Genomic DNA, 19,963 nt, shown 5'->3' on the forward strand with positions numbered 1-19,963 from the left:
CCGGGCCTCTCAGCGCGGCAGGCGGATGTGGACCACGGTGCCGCGGCCCGGGGCGCTGCGGATCTCCCAGTGCCCGCCGATCGCCCGGATCCGCCGGTCGAGCGACCGCAGGCCGATGTGCCCCGAGTTCTCGGCGTCGAGCCGGTCGTCGTGGGTCATCCCGGCCCCGTCGTCGGTGACGTCGAGGACGATCTGCCCGAGGTCCTCCTTCAGGCGGACCGAGACGAGGGTGGGGGAGGCGTGCTTCGCGGCGTTGCCGACGAGCTCGGCGACCATCCCGACGAGCATGGCGTCGGACCCCGAGCCGACGCCCGGCTCGACGGACATCCGGACCTCGAAGCCCCCGCGGGCCTCCCACGCAGCCGCGATCGAGCGGAGCTGGTCCTGGACGGTGGCGCCCCCGTCCTGGTCGGGGTAGAGGTCGGTGGCGATCCCGCGCAGCGCGGCGATGCTCTCGTCGAGCGTGGCGATCCCGATGTCGAGGGCGTCCTCGTCGCCCTCCAGGTGGTCGACGAGGTCCTGGCGCGCGCTGATGATCGACTGCAGCGGCCCGTCGTGGACCTGGATCGCGAGGCGCTCCCGCTCGTCGCGCTCGACCTGCCCCAGCTCGCGGGTCAGCGCGAGCCGCGCGTGCACGAGCTGCCGGCGCTGCTCCTCGGCCTCGCTCCGCACGCGCAGGGCGACGAACGCGATCGCGACGGCGGCGAGGTAGCTGCTGCCGAACGTCCCGAGGGTCTTCACGGCGCTCTCGGTGCTCTCGTCCCCGGCGGCCGGGATCCAGAACGCGAGGAACGCGAGCCCGCCGAGCGCCAGCAACAGCTTCGTCGAGAACGCGTCGGCGACGACGGCCCAGGCGAGCGGCATGATCCAGAGGACGCGCAGCGCGTTGGAGTCCTCGGCCCCCGTCGCCGCGATCAGGGCCACGACGAGGGCCCAGTCGACGGCCGCGACGGACCGCGCCTGGGGCGCGGTCCAGCCCCGCCGCAGCACCCACGCGGCGGTCAGCACCCCCCACGCGAACGCGACGGCGAGGATCGGGAGCACCCAGTCGCCCTCCACGCGGTCGACCGCGACCAGCACCGCGGCCATCCCCGCACCCGACGTGCGCGCGAGCGTGGTGCCGATCGGGCTCGGGCCCCGGCTGCGGCGCCGGGGCGCGGCCACGGGGGCGGCCGTCACGACCTCTCCGGCGGTCGCGGCGGGCATCTTCATCACCAACGGATCCTATCCCCCGAGCAAAGGGCGGTAGCCTCCCCGTCTGATGTCGACCGGCACTCCGATCACCGTCGTCGTGGCCGACGACCACCCGATCTTCCTCGACGGGGTCCTCGGCGCGCTCTCGCAGCGCGACGACCTCGTCGTGGTCGGCAACGCGCAGGACGGGGGCGAGGCGCTGCGACTCGTCCGCGAGCTGCAGCCCCAGGTGGCGCTTCTCGACCTGCGGCTGCCGGTGATGACGGGCGTCGAGGTGCTCCACGCGATCCGCCGCGACGACCTCCCCACGCGCGTGGTGATCCTCTCCGGCGAGCTCGGCTCCGCCGCGGTCTACGAGGCCGTGCAGGCCGGCGTCGACGGCTACCTGACGAAGGAGTCGGACCGCCGCGCGATCGGGGAGGCCCTCGTCGCGGTCTCCCGCGGCGGCACCGTGCTGGCGCCCGAGGCCCAGGCCGCGCTGACCCAGGAGGTCCGCGGTCGCGTGCAGGACGACGCCCCGGTCCTGTCCCCGCGCGAGCGCGAGGTCCTGCGGATGATCGCCGACGGCCTGTCCGGCCCCGAGATCGCGGCCGAGCTCCAGATCGGCACCGCGACCGTCAAGACCCACACGCAGAACGTGTACGACAAGCTCGGCGTGTCGGAGCGGGCAGCGGCCGTTGCAGCGGCCATGCGCCGCAAGATGCTGGAGTAGCCTGGAACGTCTGCGGACGCAGTATCCGCCGATCGGTGGACCCGTCATCCCCCCGCGCCGTCCGGCGTGGCGGACGACGCGTTCACCCCCAGAACCAGCCGGGCGGACGATGGATTCGACCGCTCCGGTGCGACATCCTCGTAGCGTGCACCCCCATCCGTCCTGCCCACGAACCCTTGTGAGCTCATGAGAACCCGCCTGTTGGCCGACCGTGGAGGAGCGCTCCTCGCGGGCGCCCTCCTGATCCTCGGCCTCGTCATGGTCTCCTTGGCCGCCGTCAGCTTCGCGAACGGCCCGAAGAACGCCGCAGCCGTGGCCGCCGTGCCCTGCACGCCGGCCCAGCTCGCCGTGCTCAACGGCTCCGCCGTGGGTGGCGCGGCGGTCTCGCGCCCGGTCACGACGACCGCGGCGACGTCGCCGACGAAGACGACGCCCACGAAGACGGACCCGGCCGACGGCTCGGCCGTCGGCGGCGCGGACGCCACGGGCCCGACGGGCAGCGGCTACGGCGAGACCGGTGCGGGTGGCGTGCTCGGCGGCGGGGACACCCCCGGCGAGGGCGGCTCGAACCCGACCGGCGGCACCGCCGGGTCCGGCGCGGACGACCCGACCGGCACGACGCCGGCGGGCACGAAGACGACTCCCTCGGGCGTCGGCGGCGCGGGTGCCGACGACCCCGATCCGAAGGACGTCGGCGGGTCCGGCGCGTCGAAGACCCCGACGGACGTCGGCGGCGCCGGCGCGACCTCGGGCAGCGGCACGGCCGGTTCCGCCGTCGGCGGTGCCTCGGCCGGCAAGCCGGACTGCGATCCGACCCTCCCGGCGGTCTGCGCCCCCGGCCAGTCCTCGAACGGTTCGGGTGTGGTCGCGGGTTCGGGTGCTTCGGCGTCGGGTTCGGGTGGCCGGTCGGGTTCGACCGGTTCGGGCTCGGGCTCGGGCAAGGGCAAGGACGACGGCAAGGGTGGTTCGGCGGTCGGTGGTGCCGGGTCGGAGAAGCCGAAGTCCGGTGATCCGGTGACGACGACGGAGGGGTCGCCGTCGAGCGATCCGTCCGGTGCGGTCGGTGGTGACGGTGCCGGTTCGGGTGATCCGGACGGGTCGACCGGTGGCGATCCGACGGGTCCGACGGGGAGCGGGTACGGCGAGACGGGCGCGGGTGGCGTCCTGGGCTCGGGTGCTGACGATCCGTCGGGTGTCGGTGGCGCGGGTGCGTCGAAGGACGATCCGTCGGCCGTCGGCGGTTCGGGTGCGTCGAAGGACGGCTCGGGTGCCGGGAGCGGTTCGGGCAGCGGTACGGGTTCGGCCGTCGGCGGCGCGACCGCGGACGAGAACTGCATCCCGCCGACGCGGGCCATCTGCACGACCGACGACGGCTCGGGCTCCGGTTCGGGTGTGGTCGCGGGTTCGGGTGCTTCGGCGTCGGGTTCGGGTGGCCGGTCGGGTTCGACCGGTTCGGGCTCGGGCTCGGGCAAGGGCAAGGACGACGGCAAGGGTGGTTCGGCGGTCGGTGGTGCCGGGTCGGAGAAGCCGAAGTCCGGTGATCCGGTGACGACGACGGAGGGGTCGCCGTCGAGCGATCCGTCCGGTGCGGTCGGTGGTGACGGTGCCGGTTCGGGTGATCCGGACGGGTCGACCGGTGGCGATCCGACGGGTCCGACGGGGAGCGGGTACGGCGAGACGGGCGCGGGTGGCGTCCTGGGCTCGGGTGCTGACGATCCGTCGGGTGTCGGTGGCGCGGGTGCGTCGAAGGACGATCCGTCGGCCGTCGGCGGTTCGGGTGCGTCGAAGGACGGCTCGGGTGCCGGGAGCGGTTCGGGCAGCGGTACGGGTTCGGCCGTCGGCGGCGCGACCGCGGACGAGAACTGCATCCCGCCGGTGATCGTCGCCTGCACGCCCGACGACCCGATCGGCACGGCCGGCGGCGTCCTCGGCTCCGGGGCCGCGAACGGCTCCGGCAACGGCTCGGGCTCGGGCTCCGGCAACGGCTCGGGCAGCGGCAGCGGCAGCGGTTCGGGCTCCGGGTCCGGCAACGGCTCCGGCTCCACCCCGGACAGCGACACGAAGGGCGCGGACGCGGACAAGACCCCGTCCGGCTCCGCGGACCCGAAGAAGGACCCGGGCTCCGGGAACCCCTCCGGCTCGGACGCTCCGTCCGGTGCCGTCGGTGGCGACGGGTCCGGCACGACCGGCGGCGGCTCGGGTGAGCCCGGCGGCGGTTCCGGCGAGGACGGCACGGGCGGCGACCCGACCGGCCCGACGGGCAGCGGCTACGGCGAGACCGGCGCGGGTGGCGTCTTGGGCGCCGGCGCGGACGATCCGTCGCTCGTCGACGGCGCGAACGCCTCGAAGGACGACCCGACCGCCGTCGGCGGCGCGGGCGCCTCTCGCTCGACCGGCTCCGCGACCGCGGGGTCCGGCACGAGCACCGGCGGCAAGAAGCGCGGCAGCACGAAGAAGGACGTGAACTGCTCGCCCGCCGGCCAGGGCCTGGGCACGGTCGCCACGAGCGCCCGGTCCACGGAGGAGGACGAGACGCCGCCCGTCACCACGACGAGCACGACCTCGACCTCCCCGACGCCCCCCGGCGGCTCCGCCTCGTCGTCCTCGTCCTCGTCCTCGTCCTCGTTGACGAAGCCGGCGAGCGACACCCCGGCGAAGGTCCGCACCAACAACGCCGCGGCGACGACGCCCTCGCGGCAGAACACGCTGCTGGCGGTCGGTGGCCTCGTGCTGCTGCTCCTGGCCGTCGCGGTGGTCCTCCGCCGCGGCCGCGTCACCGGCGGCGGCTGGTAGTCCCGAAGGCCCGATGACCGGTCGGCGCCCGCGGGCGCCGACCGGATCACGGACCCCCTGATCCGTCGTCACCCGGCGGGATCACGGGACCTCTGCTCCATCGCCACCGGGCGGATCGCGAACGTCCGATCCGTCGTCATCCGGCGGGTGGGTGGTTCCGCGCGGCCCGCCGCGCCCCGGCGCCGCGGAGCATCTCGACGCAGGACGGGCGTCCGCCCGGTCGCCGCGGAGCCATGGACCCGCCGCGCGCCCTGTTCCCAGATCGTGCGGATCGCGAGGTCTCGGAATACCCGGGGCGGGATGAGTTCCGCGCCGGCGCAACGGCGATGGACATTCACCGCGCGCCGTATTCTCAGGTCGCATGTTCACGCGTCCTGGGAATACCCGAGCGAGACGAACGTGATTCCGGCGCGCCGGCACGTATCCGGCACGGATGGTCCGCACCTGTGCCACGGGTGCCGCCCCGCCGCCGGTGTCGGACCGGCGCCGGCGTGGGACCGCCCCCGGAACGACGAAGGACCGGCGGGTGCCGGTCCTTCGAGGTGCAGGGAGCCCGCCGTGGCGGGACCCGGGGCGTGTGGTTCCGGGCCCCGGCCCGTCGCGTTCCGGGCTCAGGAACGCCGGCGGCGGCGCGGCGGCCAGCTCGGCACGACGGACGACGGGGTCGACCCGCCGAACACGTAGTCGATCAGCGCGGCGTGCTCGATGATCCCGAGGGTGTCGCGGACGTGGGCCTCGACCTCTTCGCGGGACCGCCCCTCGGCGGCCATCGAGAGCGCGACCAGCCGGGCGCTGTCGAGCTGCTCGGGCGAGTCCTTCGCGGTCTCGCTGCCGGCGACGATCGGCAGGGGCTCGTCGGCGTCGACCGCGTCGGGCACCGGGCGCGGGCCCGTGGGGGTCTCCGGCTCGGCGGCGACCGGAGGCACCGGCGCCGCGGCGGGCGCCACCGGCTCGGCCGGGGCCGCATCGGCAGGGGCCGTCGGCGCGACGGATGCCGCGGGGGCGACGTCCGGCGTCGTGTCGACAGGCGCCGCCGGCACGTCCGCTGCCGGTGCCTCGACGGGCGCTGCCGGTGCTGCCGAGGCCGCTGCTGCCGGATCGGCCGGGCCCACGGGGCGGTCCGGCGTCGCGGCCGTTCCGGTGTCCGCGGTCTCGGTGGTCGCCGGCGTGGCGGACGCGGGGGCCGCCTTCGGGCGGTCCCAGCGGCCGTCGTCCTGGAGCTGGTCGACGGCGCGCAGCGCGGCCGGGGTCGACGGGACCGGGGTCTCGTCGGTGTCCGTGGCCTGCGGGCGCGGCGCGGTGCGCGGGCGGGACGCCGGGGGCTCGTCGACCGCGGGCTCCTCCGGCGGCACGGCCGGGGCGGCGGGCGCGGCCGGGCGAGAGGAGCGCTCTTCGACCGCGCTGCGCACGGCCGCGTCGAAGCGCGGGACCTCGGGCACGATCTCGTCGAGGCTCGGGCCGTCGGCGGTCAGCGGACGCAGCGCCGCGAGGCGACGGGCGTAGGTCTGCACCCCGACCGCGGTCGACAGCAGGCCGGCGGTGAGGTCGGCGAGCTCGGTCGCGCGGCGGTCGAGCTCGGTGGCGCGGCCGTCGAGCTCAAGCGTCCGGCTGTCGAGGTGCCGCCCGCGCGAGTGGATGTCGGCCTCGAGCGCGTTCAGCTCGACGGTGCGCTCGTCGAGCATCCGGGTCCGGACCTCGATGCGCGCGAGGTCGTCCTTCGAGCTCTGCTGCGCCTCCTGGACGATGCGGGCGACCTCGCGTTCCGCGTTCGCCAGGATGCTGCCGATGCGTGCTGCCGCCTCGGCTCCGGGATCGTGGGGCTTGTCGGGCGGGGTGGACATGCTGGTGTGCCTCTGTCGGGTGATCAGCCGAGCTTCTGCGACGGCTGATCGGTGGAGCTTCGGGAGCGAAGGCTACGCCGCAGCGGGATCGTTGGGGAGGGGGGATCCGAACTTGCAGCCTCGGGACGCTCGGACCTGACCGGTACCCGGATCGTCACCGTCCGCTCGCCGGTCGGCGAGTGGTCGACGTCGAGGGTGCCGTCGATGGCGGTGATCCGGGCGGTCACGTCGTGCAGGACCGCGGCGCTCTCGGGCGTCGGGTCGAGTCCCAGGGCGTGCCGCGGGTCGTGGTGGCGGAGCTGCAGCTCGAGGTCGTCGCCCACGCCCACCGCGCGGATCGCGAGCTTCGTCGCGGCGCTCGCGCTCTCGGCGTCCCGGAAGAGGTCCCGCACGGCCGACACCAGGACGGGGTGGGGGCTGTCCTCCAGCGCCGCGTCGATCGACGTCGAGACCGAGACGCCGCGCAGGGCGATGGCGTCCTCGCTGACGCCCCGCAGGCCGTCGCCGAGTCCCTGGTCGTCGGGGCTCTCGTCGCGCAGAGCGACGATCGTCTCCCGCAGGCGACGGGTCGCGGCCTCGATGCCGGCGCGGGCGTCGGGGAGCAGGGTGAGGTCGCCGTCGATCGCCTCGGAGATGTCGTGACGGGTGGCGAGCAGCAGCTGGAGCACGTCGTCGTGCAGCAGGTCGGCGACGCGGGCGCGCTCGTTGGACTCGGCGTGGAGCGCCTGGCGGAGCATGTCGCGGACGGACACCGACAGCTTGCGGATCCGTTGGGCGCGACGCTCCCGCTCGATCGCGATCAGGCAGGCGATCAGGCCGCACCACGCCAGGGCGAAGGAGAGCAGCAGCAGCGAGCCCTCCGAGAGCTCGGCGGCGCCGATCGACGGGGCCACGCCCCACACGATGAGCGCCCCGGCGACCCCGGCGGCCGTCAGCATCGCGACGGCGGACGCCGGGAGCGTCAGCCCGTACCCGAGCGGGATCGCGCACAGGACCATCAGGACGGCCATCCTCGGCCGGTCGACCGCGAGCGAGACGCCGCAGATCACCACGACGTCGCAGAGCGCGCGGGCGACGGCGGCGCGCTCCGTCTGCAGGGCCGTCCGGCCCGACCGCTGGCGGGGCCACGCGACGACGGTGCTGATCAGGACGTAGAGGCCGCCGACGAGGGGGACGAGCGTCGCCGCCGCCGTCGGATCGTCGTCGTGGGAGAGGATGAGCATCCCGCCGATCACCGCGGCGGCGAGCACGCGGAACGCGGCGCGCGCCTGGATCCCGGCCGCGCCGGCGAGGGCGTAGACGGCGGACCTGGCCCTCGGGGGGCCCGGTGTCCGCCCCGCGACGGTCCCGCCGCCGGGAGCGTGGTCCGAGGCGGCCATCACGGACCCTCGTGACCTGGGGCGAACGCCAGGACCGCGTCGCAGATCTCGCGACGGGAGTCGCTCTTGTCGAGGCAGGCGACGGCACCGGCGACGCGGGCGTCCTCGACCAGCACCCGGTCGTGGCGGGCGCTCAGCAGCAGGACCTTGGTCGCCGCGAGGTCGGGGTCCGCGGTGACGGTCCGGGCGACGGTCAGGCCGTCGACGATCGGCATCCGCGCGTCGACGAGGACCAGCTGGGGGCGGAGCGCGCGGATCTCCTCGAGCGCGCGGGCCCCGTTCTCGACGTCGGCGACGACCTCGACGCCCGGGCGCCTGCGGAGCGCGCGGACCATGCCGCCGCGGAACCGCTCGTTGTCGTCGGCGACCAGGATCGTGACGGGCGCGACGGCGTCGGATACCGGGTACGCGCCGACGGCGGTACGGGGCGTGGCATCGTCTGCTGTCGGATTCATCACGTGCGTACCCGGCGATCGTACTCCGCGGTGCGGTGCCGATGCCCGGGTCCTGGGCCCTGCGCGCTCTTCGCGCGGCTGCGCGCACGATCCCGTGACGAGCGCGTCGGACGGCCGAAGATACCTGCACAGGACGGGTCCGGCGACCGGTGAACGGGAACATTCGCGAAACCTCGCGCCCCGCGGGGTGCCCGCGACGCCGCTCAGGTCATCGGCGGGAGGAACCGCCCGGTCCGGCGCGCCCACGCCTCGTAGTCGTGGCCGTGGACCTCGCGCAGGTGCGGCTCCTCGACGTTGATCGCCTGGAGTCGCACGCCGATCGCGAGGACGAGCACGCCCAAGGCGCCCGGGTAGGTCGGGTCGGTCATGGTGACGCCGAGGGCGAGCACGACCATGCCGGTGTAGATGGGGTGGCGCATCCGGCCGAAGGGCCCGGTCGTCACCAGCGCGGTGCGCTCGGCGACGTCCTGGCCGACCCGCCAGTGCTCCCGCATCGTCTGCTGGGCCCACCACGCCCACGCGAGCCCGGCGACCAGGAGCAGGACGCCCGCCCCGTGCGTGATGAACGCGTTGCCGGGGGTCCAGTCCCACGCGACACCGGCGAGGTGGGCGATGGGTCCGACGCCGACCAACAGCGTGCCCAGGCCGAGGATCATGGCGGCGCGCCGTTGCACGCCCGGCACCGCGCGGCCCAGGGCGACCCCTGACGCCCCCGTCAGTCGGCGGTGCACGACGATCCGGCCCGGGAGCAGGACCACGAAGGCGATCACGGCACCGATGGTGGCGACGGCGGGCACGGGTTCCTGAAGCGTCGCACGCGGCGGCCCGTCGCGCCGGTCGACGTCGTGCAGGCCGGCCTGTCGCAGGGAGGTTCGTGGCGGGCGACGGTCGCGCGCCGGCGGTCCGTCGCCCGCCGGGGTGGGGGCTACCGGGCGGTGAGCGCCGCGTGGGCCGCGTGGGCGACCGGCGCGTCGTGGAGCCCGATGGCGAGGACCGCGAACGCCACGAGGGCGACCGGGCCGGCCAGGAGCGCGGTGGCCGCGTTCTGTTCGAGGTGGTGGTGGCGGTGCTGCTGCGCGTGCTGCATGAGGACCTCCGATGAGGAACTGCTGTCTCGTCCGAGAATACATTTGGTTAGCGCAACGAACAAGTGTGGTTCGTCACCTTCCGCACGAGCGTTCGTGCCGGACCGCGCGACCGGGGTCCGTCGCCCCGGTCGCCGTTCCGGACTGCCCGGTCACGCCCCGCGAAGGCGAGGACCTACGCGCCCTCGCGCCAGCGGTCCTGGAGGCTCTCGACGACCGTCGGGTCGGCGAGGGTGGTGACGTCGCCGAGGTCGCGCTCCTCGGCGATGTCCCGGAGGAGGCGGCGCATGATCTTGCCCGAGCGGGTCTTCGGGAGGTCCTGGGTCCAGACGATCCGCTTGGGGCGGGCGAGCTTGCCGATGCGGTCGGCGATCTCGGCGTCGATCTCGGCCTTGACCTCGTCGGTGGACTCGGTGTCGCCCTGGAGGGTGACGTACGCGACGATCGCCTGGCCGGTGAGGTCGTCGGCCTTCGCGACGACGGCGGCCTCGGCGACGTGGGGGTGGGCGACGATCGCGGACTCGACCTCGGCGGTCGAGAGGCGGTGGCCGGAGACGTTGATGACGTCGTCGACGCGGCCGATCACCCAGATGTAGCCGTCGTCGTCGATGCGGGCGGAGTCGCCGACGAAGTACGGGATCTGCTCCCCGCCCGCGGCGCCCTTCTCCCAGCGGTCGAAGTACGTCGACCGGTACCGGTCGGGGTCCTGGTACAGCGTGCGCAGCATCGACGGCCACGGGCGCGGGATCGCGAGCAGGCCCTCTCCGGAGGCGACCTCGGTGCCCTTGTCGGCGTCGAGGACCTTGACCTCGTAGCCGGGCAGCGGGGTGCCGGCCGAGCCGGGCTTCGCGTCGTCGACGCCCGGGAGCGTCGTGATGACGATCGACCCGGTCTCGGTCTGCCACCAGGTGTCGACGACGGGGCAGCGCTCGCCGCCGACGACGTGCCAGTACCAGAGCCAGGCCTTCGGGTTGATCGGCTCGCCGACCGATCCGAGGAGCTTCAGCGACGACAGATCACGCCCGGAGACGTGACCTACGCCCCACTTCATCGCCGCACGGATCGCGGTGGGGGCGGTGTAGAACTTCGTGACCTTCCGCTGCTCGATGAGCTCCCACCAGATGCCCTTGTGCGGGTAGTCGGGGGCGCCCTCGTACATCACCGAGGTGATGCCGTTGGCGAGCGGGCCGTAGACGATGTAGCTGTGGCCGGTGATCCAGCCGACGTCGGCGGAGCACCAGTAGACGTCGGACTCGGGCTTCAGGTCGAAGACCTGCCGCAGCGACGTCGTCGCGCCGGTGAGGTAGCCGCCGGTGGTGTGCTGGATCCCCTTGGGCTTCGCGGTCGAGCCCGACGAGTAGAGGATGAACATCGGCGCCTCGGCGTCCAGCGGCACCGGGTCGACCGGGTCGGCGGCGTCGAGGACCTCGTGGAACCAGACGTCGCGTCCGTCCTGCATCGCGACGTCGTTGCCGGCGTTCTTGACGACGACGATCTTCTGCAGGCCGTCGAGGTCGGCGAAGTGCTTGTCGACCTCGGGCTTGACCGGTGCGGTCTTGCCCTTGCGCCGTCCGCCGTCGGCGGTGACCAGGACCTTCGCGCCGGAGACCTCCATGCGCTCGGCGACCGACGTGGCGGAGAAGCCGCCGAAGACGACGTTGTGGACCGCGCCGATGCGGGTGCAGGCGAGCATCGCGACGGCGACCTCCGGGATCATCGGCAGGTAGATCCCGACGACGTCGCCCTCCTGCACGCCCAGCTCGCGCAGCGCACCGGCGAACCTCGCGGTCTGCTCCAGCAGCTGCGCGTAGGTGACGTCGCGGGTCTCGCCCTCCTCGCCGTGCCAGTGGTACGCGACGCGGTCGCCGTTCCCGGCCTCGACGTGGCGGTCCAGGCAGTTGTCGGAGACGTTGACCCTCCCGCCCTCGAACCAGCGGTAGAACGGCGCATCGGTCTCGTTCAGCGCGGTCTCCCACGGCGTCGACCAGCGCAGCTTGCCCGCCTGCTCCTCCCAGTACGCGACCGGGTCCTCCGCGGCCTTCGCGCGGAGCTCCGGATCGGTGATCTCGGCGCCTTCGGCGAACGCGGCCGGCGGGGCGAAGCGCTCCTGGCCGAGCAGCTCGCCCACGCGGGCCTCCACGCCCTCCTCGGTCAGTTCGCGATGCGTCTCGGTGCTCATCTCGGTGCGTCCTCCGGCGAGATCCTGGGCCGCGACGGGCGCGGCACGACTTCGTGCGCCGCGGGACCGCGGCTTCGTCCGAACCTACATGGGTGCGCGCGGGCACAGACCGGGCCGGGCGGGCCGACGCCCCGCTCGCGGGAGGTTGGCGCGTTGCCGCTCGTCGGGGGCGACGTCACGCACGGGTGGCGCGGGGGTTCGTGAGGACCGGCGGTCGGCGGGCGGGCGGTCCGGAGGCGGGGCGGTCGCGCGCGGCCTGAGGGCGCCGCGCTGCCGGGCCGGGGTGGGGTGCCGAGCCGGACCGGGGTGTCACGTCGTGCAGGGCCGGCCGCGCCGTGGGCGCCGCCGTCCACCGATCGGTGGACCACCAACGCCCGCGCTGCGTCGGCGGTCGTGGGAAGTCACGAGGTGGTCACCGATGGGACCAAAGTCGGACACAGACACGATCATCAGTGAGAAACGGGTGATCGGGCGCGCGGTGCCTCGGGTAACGGCGTTATACAACCGGACGTCGCTTGTCAATTCGAAACGACGATCGTAGGATCCGGTGGCCAGCGGGTCCCCTCAGAGGGGGACCCACCGTCGTCCGAGCCCCCACCGGACAGTCCAGGAAGGTGTCCGGTGCGCGGTCGAGGTGTGAACGAGGTCCGAGTCCAGGCGGACGTGCCTGCTCCCGTACGCGGCGCTCGCGTGCGCCGACGTGCCCTCCTCGCCGCGACCCTCGCGGTGAGCGCCGCGTCGCTCGTCCCGCTCGCCGGCAGCGCGGCGGCCGAGGTCATCGGCCCGAACTGCTCCCCGCCCGGTGGGTACTACAGCGGCGGGGTCCATCCCGGCGCGTGCTGGCGTCCGTTCTCCGCGGACAGCCCGTTCAACGTGCGGCTGCTGCCGAACGATCCGCGGGTCGAGCCGGCGTCGGACCGGATCGTGAACCGCCTGAACGCGATGGGCCGGCCGGGGAGCCTCAGCTTCGGCACGGGGCAGAACGGCAAGGGCTTCGGCGAGAAGGCGATCTACTTCGCCCGGCCGACGGACCCGCAGGTCACCGTGCGTCTGCGCGAGGACGACCGCAACGGCGGCACCTGGGGCAGGAGCGAGCTCAACGGCATGACGATCCGCATCCCCGCGGGCGCCCGGCCGAGCCAGGGCACCGACGGGCATCTCGCCGTCGTGGACCAGGAGTCCGGGTGGGTCTACGAGCTGTGGCAGGCGGACGACGCCGGCGCGCGGAACGGGGCGATCTCCGCCTCCTGGGGTGGCCGGACCCGCATCGACGGCACGGGGGAGACGATCGGCACCGGCGTCGCGAGCGCCTCCGGTCTCAGCATCCTGGGCGGCATCATCCGCCCGGAGGAGCTCCTCGAGGGCGAGATCCCGCACGCGCTCTACCTGACGGTGGGCTGCACGAACGGCATCTCGGTCGCCCCGTCGCTGCGCCCGACGTCCGACCCCGCGAGCTCCTGTGCCCGTCAGGGCAAGTCGAACGTCGACGCCCCGGCCCTCGGCCAGCGGTTCCAGCTCGGCTACACCGACGCGCAGATCGATGCGCTCCCGGTGCCGAACCACGCGAAGGTCCTCCTCCGCGCGATGTCGCGGTACGGCATGATCGTCACCGACCTCAGCGGCGGCGACTCCTGGCACCTCGACGCCGAGGCGTCGCTGGACCGGAGCTCGCTCGGGCAGCCCGATCCGGGGGTCGAGTTCGGGCAGCTGTCCGGGCTCCCCACCTGGGATGGCGGCCGGCAGTACCTGTGGGAGATCGCCGACATCCCGGGGATCGACGGCAAGGCCGGGAGCTGGACCAAGGCGCTGCGGGTGATCAAGCCGTGCGTCAGCGACGGGTCGTGCCCGGCACCGGCACCGGCACCCCAGGCCGTGTTCGGCCCGGTGGTCCCCGACGCGGTGTCCCTCGTCGCGACGACGAAGGCGACGCCGACCTCCGTCACGGCGACCGCGACCGCCACCGCGACCGTCGCCGTCCGCCGCCCCGTCCCCGCCCGGGCGACCGCGACCGCGACCGTCAAGGCGTCCGCCGTCATCAAGCGCCCGAAGTCGAAGACGACCTCCTCGCTGAAGAAGGCGCGGACGGACGCCCGGGTCAAGGCGAAGAAGAAGGCCACGCGGCGCGCCAAGGTCAAGGCGCTGCACCGCGCCCGGGCCCGCGCCGCTGCGAAGGCCCGCGCCAAGCGGCTGAAGCAGCTGCGCGCGGCCGACGTCGCGAAGTAGCGCGCGGCGATACCGAACCGATCCCGCGGCGAGACCGATCCGCGTCGGCGGGACGAGAAGGTGGATCTATCGGACGGGGCGTTGGGGGACAACCCGGCCGAGAGAACGGCCGCGCTCTCGCTGTGAGCGCGGCCGTTCGCCGTTCCGGGGCCGGTCGCCCCGTACGGCGGCACGGGGCCTCGCCGGTGAACACCGGCGTACCTCGATCATTCGTCGATTCTGTGTGCGTGCAACGACCGCAGGGTGTATGGCGTATCAGTCCACCAACTCGGGACTGGGACGGTGATCGATCTGCGGACGACATCTGGCCAGTCGGGTGCCAGGGCGACGGCGACCAGCGAGCTGACCTTTATGGGTCACTCAGGCGACCCGGGCGCGGATAGGCTCGCCATGCCGCGCCGCGAACGGTGGCGTGTGTGTCCCCACCCCCTCAAACAGAAAGGGCGCGCATGAACATCAGGAACATGCGGGTCATCCTCGTCGCGGCCATCGTCGCGGCACTTCTCGGCGGCGGCGTCGCCACCGCGAAGACCTTGATCTCCGGCAAGGACATCAGGAACAGCACGATCACCGGCGCCAAGGTCAAGAACAGCTCCCTCACGGGCTCCGACATCAAGAGCAAGTCGGTGTCCATCAGCGATCTGACGAAGGCCACCCAGAACCTCATCCGCTCCGGCGGCACGAGCAGCACGACCGGCAAGCCGGGCGCGAACGGCGCCAACGGCGCGACGGGCGCCACCGGTCCCGCCGGCCCGGCCGGCCCGCAGGGTCCCAAGGGCGACACGGGCGCCTCGGGCGACCCGACGCCGTACGTCATCACGGGCGGCAACTGGACGGTCAAGGGCTTCGGCCGTTGGCGCGACTCGGACAACGACTCGACGATCGCGTTCGACACGGGCGCGCTGAAGCTCGGTTCGGCCACGGGTCATCGCGTGGGCGTCCAGTTCCCGATCCAGCAGGGCACTCGCGTCGCGGACCTCGAGACGCTGACCTACATCGGCAACACGGGCCTCGCGCTCGAGGTCGATCCGAGCGGCGACAAGGCCGGCGCTGTCGGTGCCCCGGACTACGCGACGTTCGTCTACGAGCCCGGCGACACCAGCACGACGGCCTCGCACAACGTGCTGACCGACGCCAAGTGGTTCTCGACGCGTGATCTCGGCACCGGTGGGACCACCATCCCGAAGAACACGGGTGGCAAGACGCTCAAGCAGCTCCTCGACGCGTCGGCCGAGGTCGCCGGCAACGGCGTGGACGACAAGGTCCGCATCCTCGGTGGCCGCCTCGGCACCGGCTCCTCGACGGGTGGCGCCGCCATCTCCGTGCAGGCCGCCGGCGTCCAGGTCGGCATCAAGGGCGCGCCCTCCGCGACCTACGCGTTCACGAAGTAGCACGCACTCCCCGGTCCTCGCGCTTCGGCGTGGGGACCACGCAGGTCCGGAGCGCCGCCCACGGGCGGCGCTCCGTCGTTCCGGGCCCCCCGGCGACGCCGCACCCGAGGACGGCGCCGACCCGCCTCGCACGCCTCCGCCCCGGCTGGCTGCCCGGAGCGCACCGCAACCGCATCGACACCCGGTCGAGACCGAATCGCTCCCCACGCCGATCACGATGGTGCCATCGGACGGGGCGTTGGGGGACAACCCGCTCGACAGAACGGCCGCGCTCCTGTGGGAGCGCGGCCGTTCGCGTTCTCCGGGCGTCCTCGGTCCCGGCCCGCCCACGGGGCGGCCCGGGTCCGGCGCGGCGGACGTCCTCGCGGTCGGTCCGCGGCCCGTCGTCCCCGCCTCTCCGGCCATTCCCGGCTCCGCGCACGCCCGGGCGTGCGACCATCACCTGACGTGACGTTCGGCCCCGACCCCCTACCCGACCGGTCGTCCACCGCGGCCCGCGCGCCGCGCCCGGTGCAGCGCCGGCCTCTGCGCGTCCTCCGACCTGTCACCTACGGCCGACACGAGACGTCGCCCGACGACGGTGACACTCGGGCCCCAGCCGCGTCACGCACGACGTCGGTCTCGGGGCGGATGGTCGCGTCACCGACGATGTCGGTCGCGCTGCGGACCGTCGCCGTCGCCACCGTTGCCCTCGTGACGCCGGCCGGGCTCGCCCTCACCGCGGGATCCGCGGCGGCTGCTCCGTCCGCTGCGGCGTGCCGCACGGCCCTGTCGGCGAGCCTCGCCACCCACGATCCGACGACCTTCGCCGACCGGGCGGTCGCCGCCGTGCGCGTCGGACCGGGCGCGGCGACCGGCGTGCGGGTCGCGGTGACCCGCGGTCGCCGGACGATCGCCAGTGGCACCGCGGCGCACCTCGCGCGCGGGAGGACCCCGGTGGCGCTGAAGCTCCGGGCGACCCCGTCGACGGGCGACGTCCGCATCCGGGTCACGGGCAGGGTCGCCGGGTGCGGCGGCCGCTCGGCCTCGACGACGTTCCGGTTGCGTGCGGCGTCGCTGCCGGTCCGCACGGCGCTGCGCGGCACCGCGATCTCCGGCGGGCGCACCGTCGTCAGCGTCCTCCTCCGCGCGGTCGGTGGCAGGTCCGCGCGCGACGTCCGGGTCCGGCTGCTGAACGCCCGGGGCGCGAAGGTCGCGAGCACCGCGGTGAAGGGGCGGATCACCGGGGTCTCGGAGGTCGCGCTGAAGGCGGCGGACACGCTGCCGCCGGGGCGCTACTCCGTGGTGGTCAGCGGGCGGACGGGCAGCTCGAAGGTGGCCGCCACGGCCACGCAGAGCATCACGGTCGCGGCGGCGCGCGCCGCAACGGATCCGGCGGCCCTGACCGCCGATCCTTCGCGCCAGCGGGTCGTCGTCGACTGGTCCGGCGGCTCGTCCTCGGGGCGGGACGTCGCGGGCTTCGTGGTCCCCGGCGTCGGGCACGGCGAGCTCGTGTGCAGCCCGAACACCCAGTGGATCCGCATGTTCCCGACGGCGCAGACCCGTGAGGTCTCGATGCTGACGTGGACGTACCGGTCGTGGGACGGCAACAGCCAGAACGCCGAGAAGGCGCTCCGCGAGGCCCTGTTCACCACCGGGACCGGGCGCGACTTCAACGAGGGCTTCAACAAGTTCCAGCCGGCCGAGAAGCAGTCGACGGGCGAGTTCACCGCGCTTCTGAGCGACCGCGGCCCGATCGGCGCGGCGTTCGCCCCGTCGCTGGTGCCGCCGGTCGGCGTCCACGTCACGTGGGAGTGGGACTTCCGCGACCCGTCGGCGGCCCGCTGCCACGTCCAGGCGGAGATCGTCGCCCAGACCACAGGCTCGACCGGCGTGGGCTCCACGCAGGTCCTGTGGCGTGGCGACGCCGGCGCGGCGGGCCACGACGCCGCCGAGTCCGACCTCCCCGGCGTCGGCCGTCTCGGCATCACCTGCCAGGCCACGCCGTCGGGCACCAGGGCGCTCCGCCTCGACATCCCGGGCGCCTCGACGGTCACCACCCGCGAGGGCTCGGTCGACACCGCCGTCCCGCAGGCCCCGGGCCCGGTCGTCGTCGCCCTGCCGAACAACGGCCAGCTCCAGATCGACACCGCCGCCGGCGCGCGGATCCTGGTCTCCTCCCGCTGGAAGGTCAACGACCCGGACCAGACGCAGAACTCGTGCGCCGTCGCGGCGCAGAGCGTCGCGCCGTAGGGGCGGGGAGGGCGGGGCACTCGCCCGGATCGGGCGGGGCGCCGCGGTGCACGCCGTCGGACACCGCGTCATCGGGCCCCGGGGTTGGTGGATGGCCGCGGTTCTCGCCGCCGGCGAAGGAGCGTTGCTGAGTCATCGCGCCGCGGGCGTTCTCTGAGGGTTCATCGACGGCGCTCCGGAGACCGTGGACGTCGTCAGTCCCAGTCGCAGCCGACGCGCCCCCGGCCTGAGGGTCCGGAAGGTGCGGAGCATCGACCCCGCCGACCGTGCGGTCCGCGACGGGATCCCGTGCACGTCACCGGCTCGGACGCTGCTCGACCTCGCGACGGTGCTCGACGCCCGACGCCTCGATCGGGCGCTGCGCCGGGCGGAGACGCACCGGCACTTCGACCGCTTCGCGCTCGAGGAGATCCTCGGGCGACGGCGGGCCGGGACGTCGGCCCTCCGCGCGGCGCTTGCGGCGTTCTCCCTGGAGCACGCCTCCGGTCGGCGCGCGAAGAGCGAGCTCGAGCTCCGCTTCCACGAGCTTCTCAGTCGTCACGGCTTCGTGATGCCGAGCTCCGACGTGATGGTTCCCACACCGTGGGGCGAGCACGAGGTCGACAACCACTGGCCCGAGATCAGGCTCGTGATCGAGACCGACGGGTGGGAGACGCACTGCGACCGCGAATCGTTCCGAAGGGATCACGAAAAGGCGGCGGATCTCAAAGGTGCGGGCTACGCGTTCCTGTGGCTGACGTGGGAGCAGGTGGTCGACGACGAGGCGCGACTCGTCGAACGCCTCGACCGTCTCATTCCCCGGCGCGCGGCGGATAACGCGCGGAACCTCGATCTCGGGTCGAGGGCGGGTTGACGCATTACGCCGACTGCGCGCGAGCGAGATGGCGGTGTCCAGGGTCGCTCCTGAACCCGCCGGCCGCGCGTTCCCGATCCGATACCGCAAAGGGACCAGAACGGGCACGGGACCCGCCCGGCCCCCGCGCCACGGCCCGCCCCGGCCGCGCGCCTCCGACCGTCCCTACCGCCCCCGCTGGGGCATCCGCTTCAGCTTCAGCTCGCCCTCGCGGACGTACTTGCGGACCTGGGAGGCGAGGTAGCCGCCGTCGTCGTCGGCGCCCTTCGGGTCCTTGTACTGGTCGGTGCGGGGGCACGCGCAGGTGTCGTTGGGGAAGGCGGAGCCGAAGAGGACGGCGGCGATGCCCGCGTCGCGGTAGGCGCGGAGGAGCGGGCGGCCCTTGCGGCCGAGGAGGGCCTGGACCTTGTCGTCACGGTAGTGGCCCGGGGTGTCGTCCTGGACCTTGCGGACGGCGTTGCCCGGCGGGACCTGCCAGAGGATGCCGCTGCGCTTGGTGAGGTCGAGGACGCCCTTGACGTACTGGAGCATCCGGGCCTCGTTGTCCGGCGTCCACCAGGCGTCCTTGGACTGCACGCCGTCGACCTTCACCTGGTAGCCGGCGTCGCGGTTGGCGAACTCGAACGTCATCAGGTCGAACGGCCGACCGAGGCTGCGCCAGAACTTCACGGAGGACGTGGCCATGCCCGCGACCTCCTCCTTCGTCGGGTCGGAGCCGACGATGTCCTTGTTGGTCCCGAAGACCGACACCGGGTACGCCAGCAGGACCCGCGGGGCCACCTGATTGCGGATCCGCGTGACGAGGCGCGCGAAGCCCGCGAGGGTGTTGGGCAGTCCGGCGGCCTGGGGGTCGGAGCCGGCGATCGCGGTCGGGGCGTTCGCGCCCGCCTGCTGCTGCTGGACGTAGCCCCAGAGGTCCGGCTCGACCTGCAGGACGGCCGGGCCGGAGTCGGCTCCCATGCCCTGGCCCATGCGGGTGAGCGCAAGCCGGAGGTCGGCGACGACGGGGCGCATGACCGCGGGCGACGCCAGCCCCTCGAGGACCTTCTGGTGCTCGTCGGCCAGCGCGTTGGTCGGCGGCGTCTCCTGCAGCACGTAGTAGGAGAGGAGCGGGACGGTGCCCGTGGCCTCGGAGTCCTGGACGTAGGCGGAGGCGTACGAGCCGTCGCCCGTGCGCCAGGCGTCCCACGAGCCCGAGGTCCCGGCGCCGCCCGACAGGTAGTGCCACCGCATGCCGAACGGGGCGCGACCGGCGAGGTTCTTCGCCCCGTTCTCCGGGTCGATCAGCCCGACCCGCAGCGTGGTCGGCCACTTCGCGGGGTTGGCGAGCGGCTTCGGCTTCGCGGGCTTCGCCGGGGCGGCCGCACGCGTCGATGCCGGTGTGCCCTGCGGCGTGGCGACGCCGGGCGTCGCGCTGACGGTCGTCGTCGCCGTCCGGGTCGTGGCGGGGGCGTCGCCGCCACCACCACATCCGGCGGCGAGACAGAAGGAGGCCGCCAGTGCGGCGGCCGAGAACACGGGCATCCGGGCGATCCTCACGTCGTGCGGCGTCGCCGGGCGGGCATCAGCCCACGGTACCCCGCGGGGCGGCCGGCCGCGCCGACCGACCGGCCGAACGTCCACGCA

At 74.0% G+C, this 19,963-nt stretch carries 14 protein-coding genes; 6 read left to right on the forward strand and 8 right to left on the reverse strand.

Going from position 1 to position 19,963, the window contains the following annotated elements; genetic code table 11:
- Nucleotides 1-9: 9 nt before the first annotated feature.
- Nucleotides 10-1,212, reverse strand: coding sequence for a sensor histidine kinase (locus PATMI_RS0112725; RefSeq protein WP_245604320.1), 1,203 nt, complete (start codon nt 1,210-1,212; stop codon nt 10-12).
- 49 nt (nt 1,213-1,261) lie between these two features.
- On the opposite strand from PATMI_RS0112725, the gene PATMI_RS0112730 reads away from it, so the two are divergent.
- A complete protein-coding gene (locus PATMI_RS0112730) occupies nt 1,262-1,906 on the forward strand; it encodes a response regulator (protein ID WP_026911169.1) in 645 nt (214 codons plus the stop codon).
- Nucleotides 1,907-2,092: 186 nt separating this feature from the next.
- Nucleotides 2,093-4,699 (forward strand): hypothetical protein, encoded by a 2,607-nt coding sequence (locus tag PATMI_RS34535; protein ID WP_157260742.1) that lies wholly within the window; start codon nt 2,093-2,095, stop codon nt 4,697-4,699.
- A gap of 611 nt (nt 4,700-5,310) precedes the next feature.
- Here PATMI_RS34535 and PATMI_RS0112740 read toward each other — a convergent pair.
- The 6 genes from PATMI_RS0112740 to acs all read right to left on the reverse strand — a co-directional run bounded on the left by PATMI_RS0112740 (nt 5,311) and on the right by acs (nt 11,638).
- On the reverse strand, nt 5,311-6,540 hold the full coding sequence (locus PATMI_RS0112740; protein ID WP_026911170.1) for a hypothetical protein: 1,230 nt from the start codon (nt 6,538-6,540) through the stop codon (nt 5,311-5,313).
- 23 nt (nt 6,541-6,563) lie between these two features.
- The gene (locus PATMI_RS29735; RefSeq protein WP_036725783.1) at nt 6,564-7,919 is read right to left on the reverse strand and encodes a sensor histidine kinase; all 1,356 of its coding nucleotides are present in this window, start codon (nt 7,917-7,919) and stop codon (nt 6,564-6,566) included.
- Nucleotides 7,919-8,374 carry a response regulator gene (locus PATMI_RS29740; RefSeq protein ID WP_051471528.1) on the reverse strand — a complete coding sequence of 152 codons (456 nt, stop codon included), beginning with the start codon at nt 8,372-8,374 and terminating at the stop codon, nt 7,919-7,921. The genes PATMI_RS29735 and PATMI_RS29740 overlap by 1 nt, the downstream gene beginning before the upstream one ends.
- 203 nt (nt 8,375-8,577) lie before the next feature.
- On the reverse strand, nt 8,578-9,171 hold the full coding sequence (locus tag PATMI_RS36690) for a methyltransferase family protein (RefSeq protein WP_051471530.1): 594 nt from the start codon (nt 9,169-9,171) through the stop codon (nt 8,578-8,580).
- Nucleotides 9,172-9,299: 128 nt separating this feature from the next.
- Nucleotides 9,300-9,461: a hypothetical protein gene (locus tag PATMI_RS36695; RefSeq protein ID WP_157260743.1), complete on the reverse strand. Its 162-nt coding sequence runs from the start codon at nt 9,459-9,461 to the stop codon at nt 9,300-9,302.
- Between the two features lie 173 nt (nt 9,462-9,634).
- Nucleotides 9,635-11,638 (reverse strand): acetate--CoA ligase, encoded by a 2,004-nt coding sequence (gene acs / locus PATMI_RS29750; protein WP_051471533.1) that lies wholly within the window; start codon nt 11,636-11,638, stop codon nt 9,635-9,637.
- A gap of 690 nt (nt 11,639-12,328) precedes the next feature.
- Between acs and PATMI_RS0112765 the strand changes: the two genes are divergently transcribed.
- The 4 genes from PATMI_RS0112765 (at nt 12,329) to PATMI_RS0112780 (ending at nt 18,337) form a co-directional block, all read left to right on the forward strand.
- A complete protein-coding gene (locus PATMI_RS0112765) occupies nt 12,329-13,861 on the forward strand; it encodes a hypothetical protein (protein ID WP_026911171.1) in 1,533 nt (510 codons plus the stop codon).
- 449 nt (nt 13,862-14,310) lie between these two features.
- A complete protein-coding gene (locus tag PATMI_RS36700) occupies nt 14,311-15,252 on the forward strand; it encodes a collagen-like triple helix repeat-containing protein (RefSeq protein WP_157260744.1) in 942 nt (313 codons plus the stop codon).
- A 648-nt stretch (nt 15,253-15,900) separates the two neighbouring features.
- Complete coding sequence (locus tag PATMI_RS0112775; RefSeq protein WP_157260745.1) at nt 15,901-17,484, forward strand: hypothetical protein; 1,584 nt, start codon at nt 15,901-15,903, stop codon at nt 17,482-17,484.
- A 241-nt stretch (nt 17,485-17,725) separates the two neighbouring features.
- Complete coding sequence (locus PATMI_RS0112780) at nt 17,726-18,337, forward strand: PDDEXK family nuclease (RefSeq protein ID WP_026911174.1); 612 nt, start codon at nt 17,726-17,728, stop codon at nt 18,335-18,337.
- Between the two features lie 165 nt (nt 18,338-18,502).
- Here the strand turns inward: PATMI_RS0112780 and PATMI_RS0112785 are convergent, their stop codons facing one another.
- On the reverse strand, nt 18,503-19,861 hold the full coding sequence (locus PATMI_RS0112785; RefSeq protein ID WP_026911175.1) for a hypothetical protein: 1,359 nt from the start codon (nt 19,859-19,861) through the stop codon (nt 18,503-18,505).
- Nucleotides 19,862-19,963 lie beyond the last annotated feature (102 nt).

Origin of the sequence: Patulibacter minatonensis DSM 18081, from assembly GCF_000519325.1 — a bacterium.
Lineage (GTDB): Bacteria > Actinomycetota > Thermoleophilia > Solirubrobacterales > Solirubrobacteraceae > Patulibacter > Patulibacter minatonensis.

Coding starts and splice junctions, on each gene's coding strand:
- PATMI_RS0112775 (WP_157260745.1), top strand. CDS start 15,901: ATGTCGGTCGCGCTGCGGACCGTCGCCGTCGCCACCGTTGCCCTCGTG.
- PATMI_RS29735 (WP_036725783.1), bottom strand. CDS start 7,919: ATGGCCGCCTCGGACCACGCTCCCGGCGGCGGGACCGTCGCGGGGCGG.
- PATMI_RS0112725 (WP_245604320.1), bottom strand. CDS start 1,212: ATGAAGATGCCCGCCGCGACCGCCGGAGAGGTCGTGACGGCCGCCCCC.
- PATMI_RS0112730 (WP_026911169.1), top strand. CDS start 1,262: ATGTCGACCGGCACTCCGATCACCGTCGTCGTGGCCGACGACCACCCG.
- PATMI_RS0112785 (WP_026911175.1), bottom strand. CDS start 19,861: ATGCCCGTGTTCTCGGCCGCCGCACTGGCGGCCTCCTTCTGTCTCGCC.
- PATMI_RS36700 (WP_157260744.1), top strand. CDS start 14,311: ATGAACATCAGGAACATGCGGGTCATCCTCGTCGCGGCCATCGTCGCG.
- acs (WP_051471533.1), bottom strand. CDS start 11,638: ATGAGCACCGAGACGCATCGCGAACTGACCGAGGAGGGCGTGGAGGCC.
- PATMI_RS36695 (WP_157260743.1), bottom strand. CDS start 9,461: ATGCAGCACGCGCAGCAGCACCGCCACCACCACCTCGAACAGAACGCG.
- PATMI_RS34535 (WP_157260742.1), top strand. CDS start 2,093: ATGAGAACCCGCCTGTTGGCCGACCGTGGAGGAGCGCTCCTCGCGGGC.
- PATMI_RS29740 (WP_051471528.1), bottom strand. CDS start 8,374: ATGAATCCGACAGCAGACGATGCCACGCCCCGTACCGCCGTCGGCGCG.
- PATMI_RS0112740 (WP_026911170.1), bottom strand. CDS start 6,540: ATGTCCACCCCGCCCGACAAGCCCCACGATCCCGGAGCCGAGGCGGCA.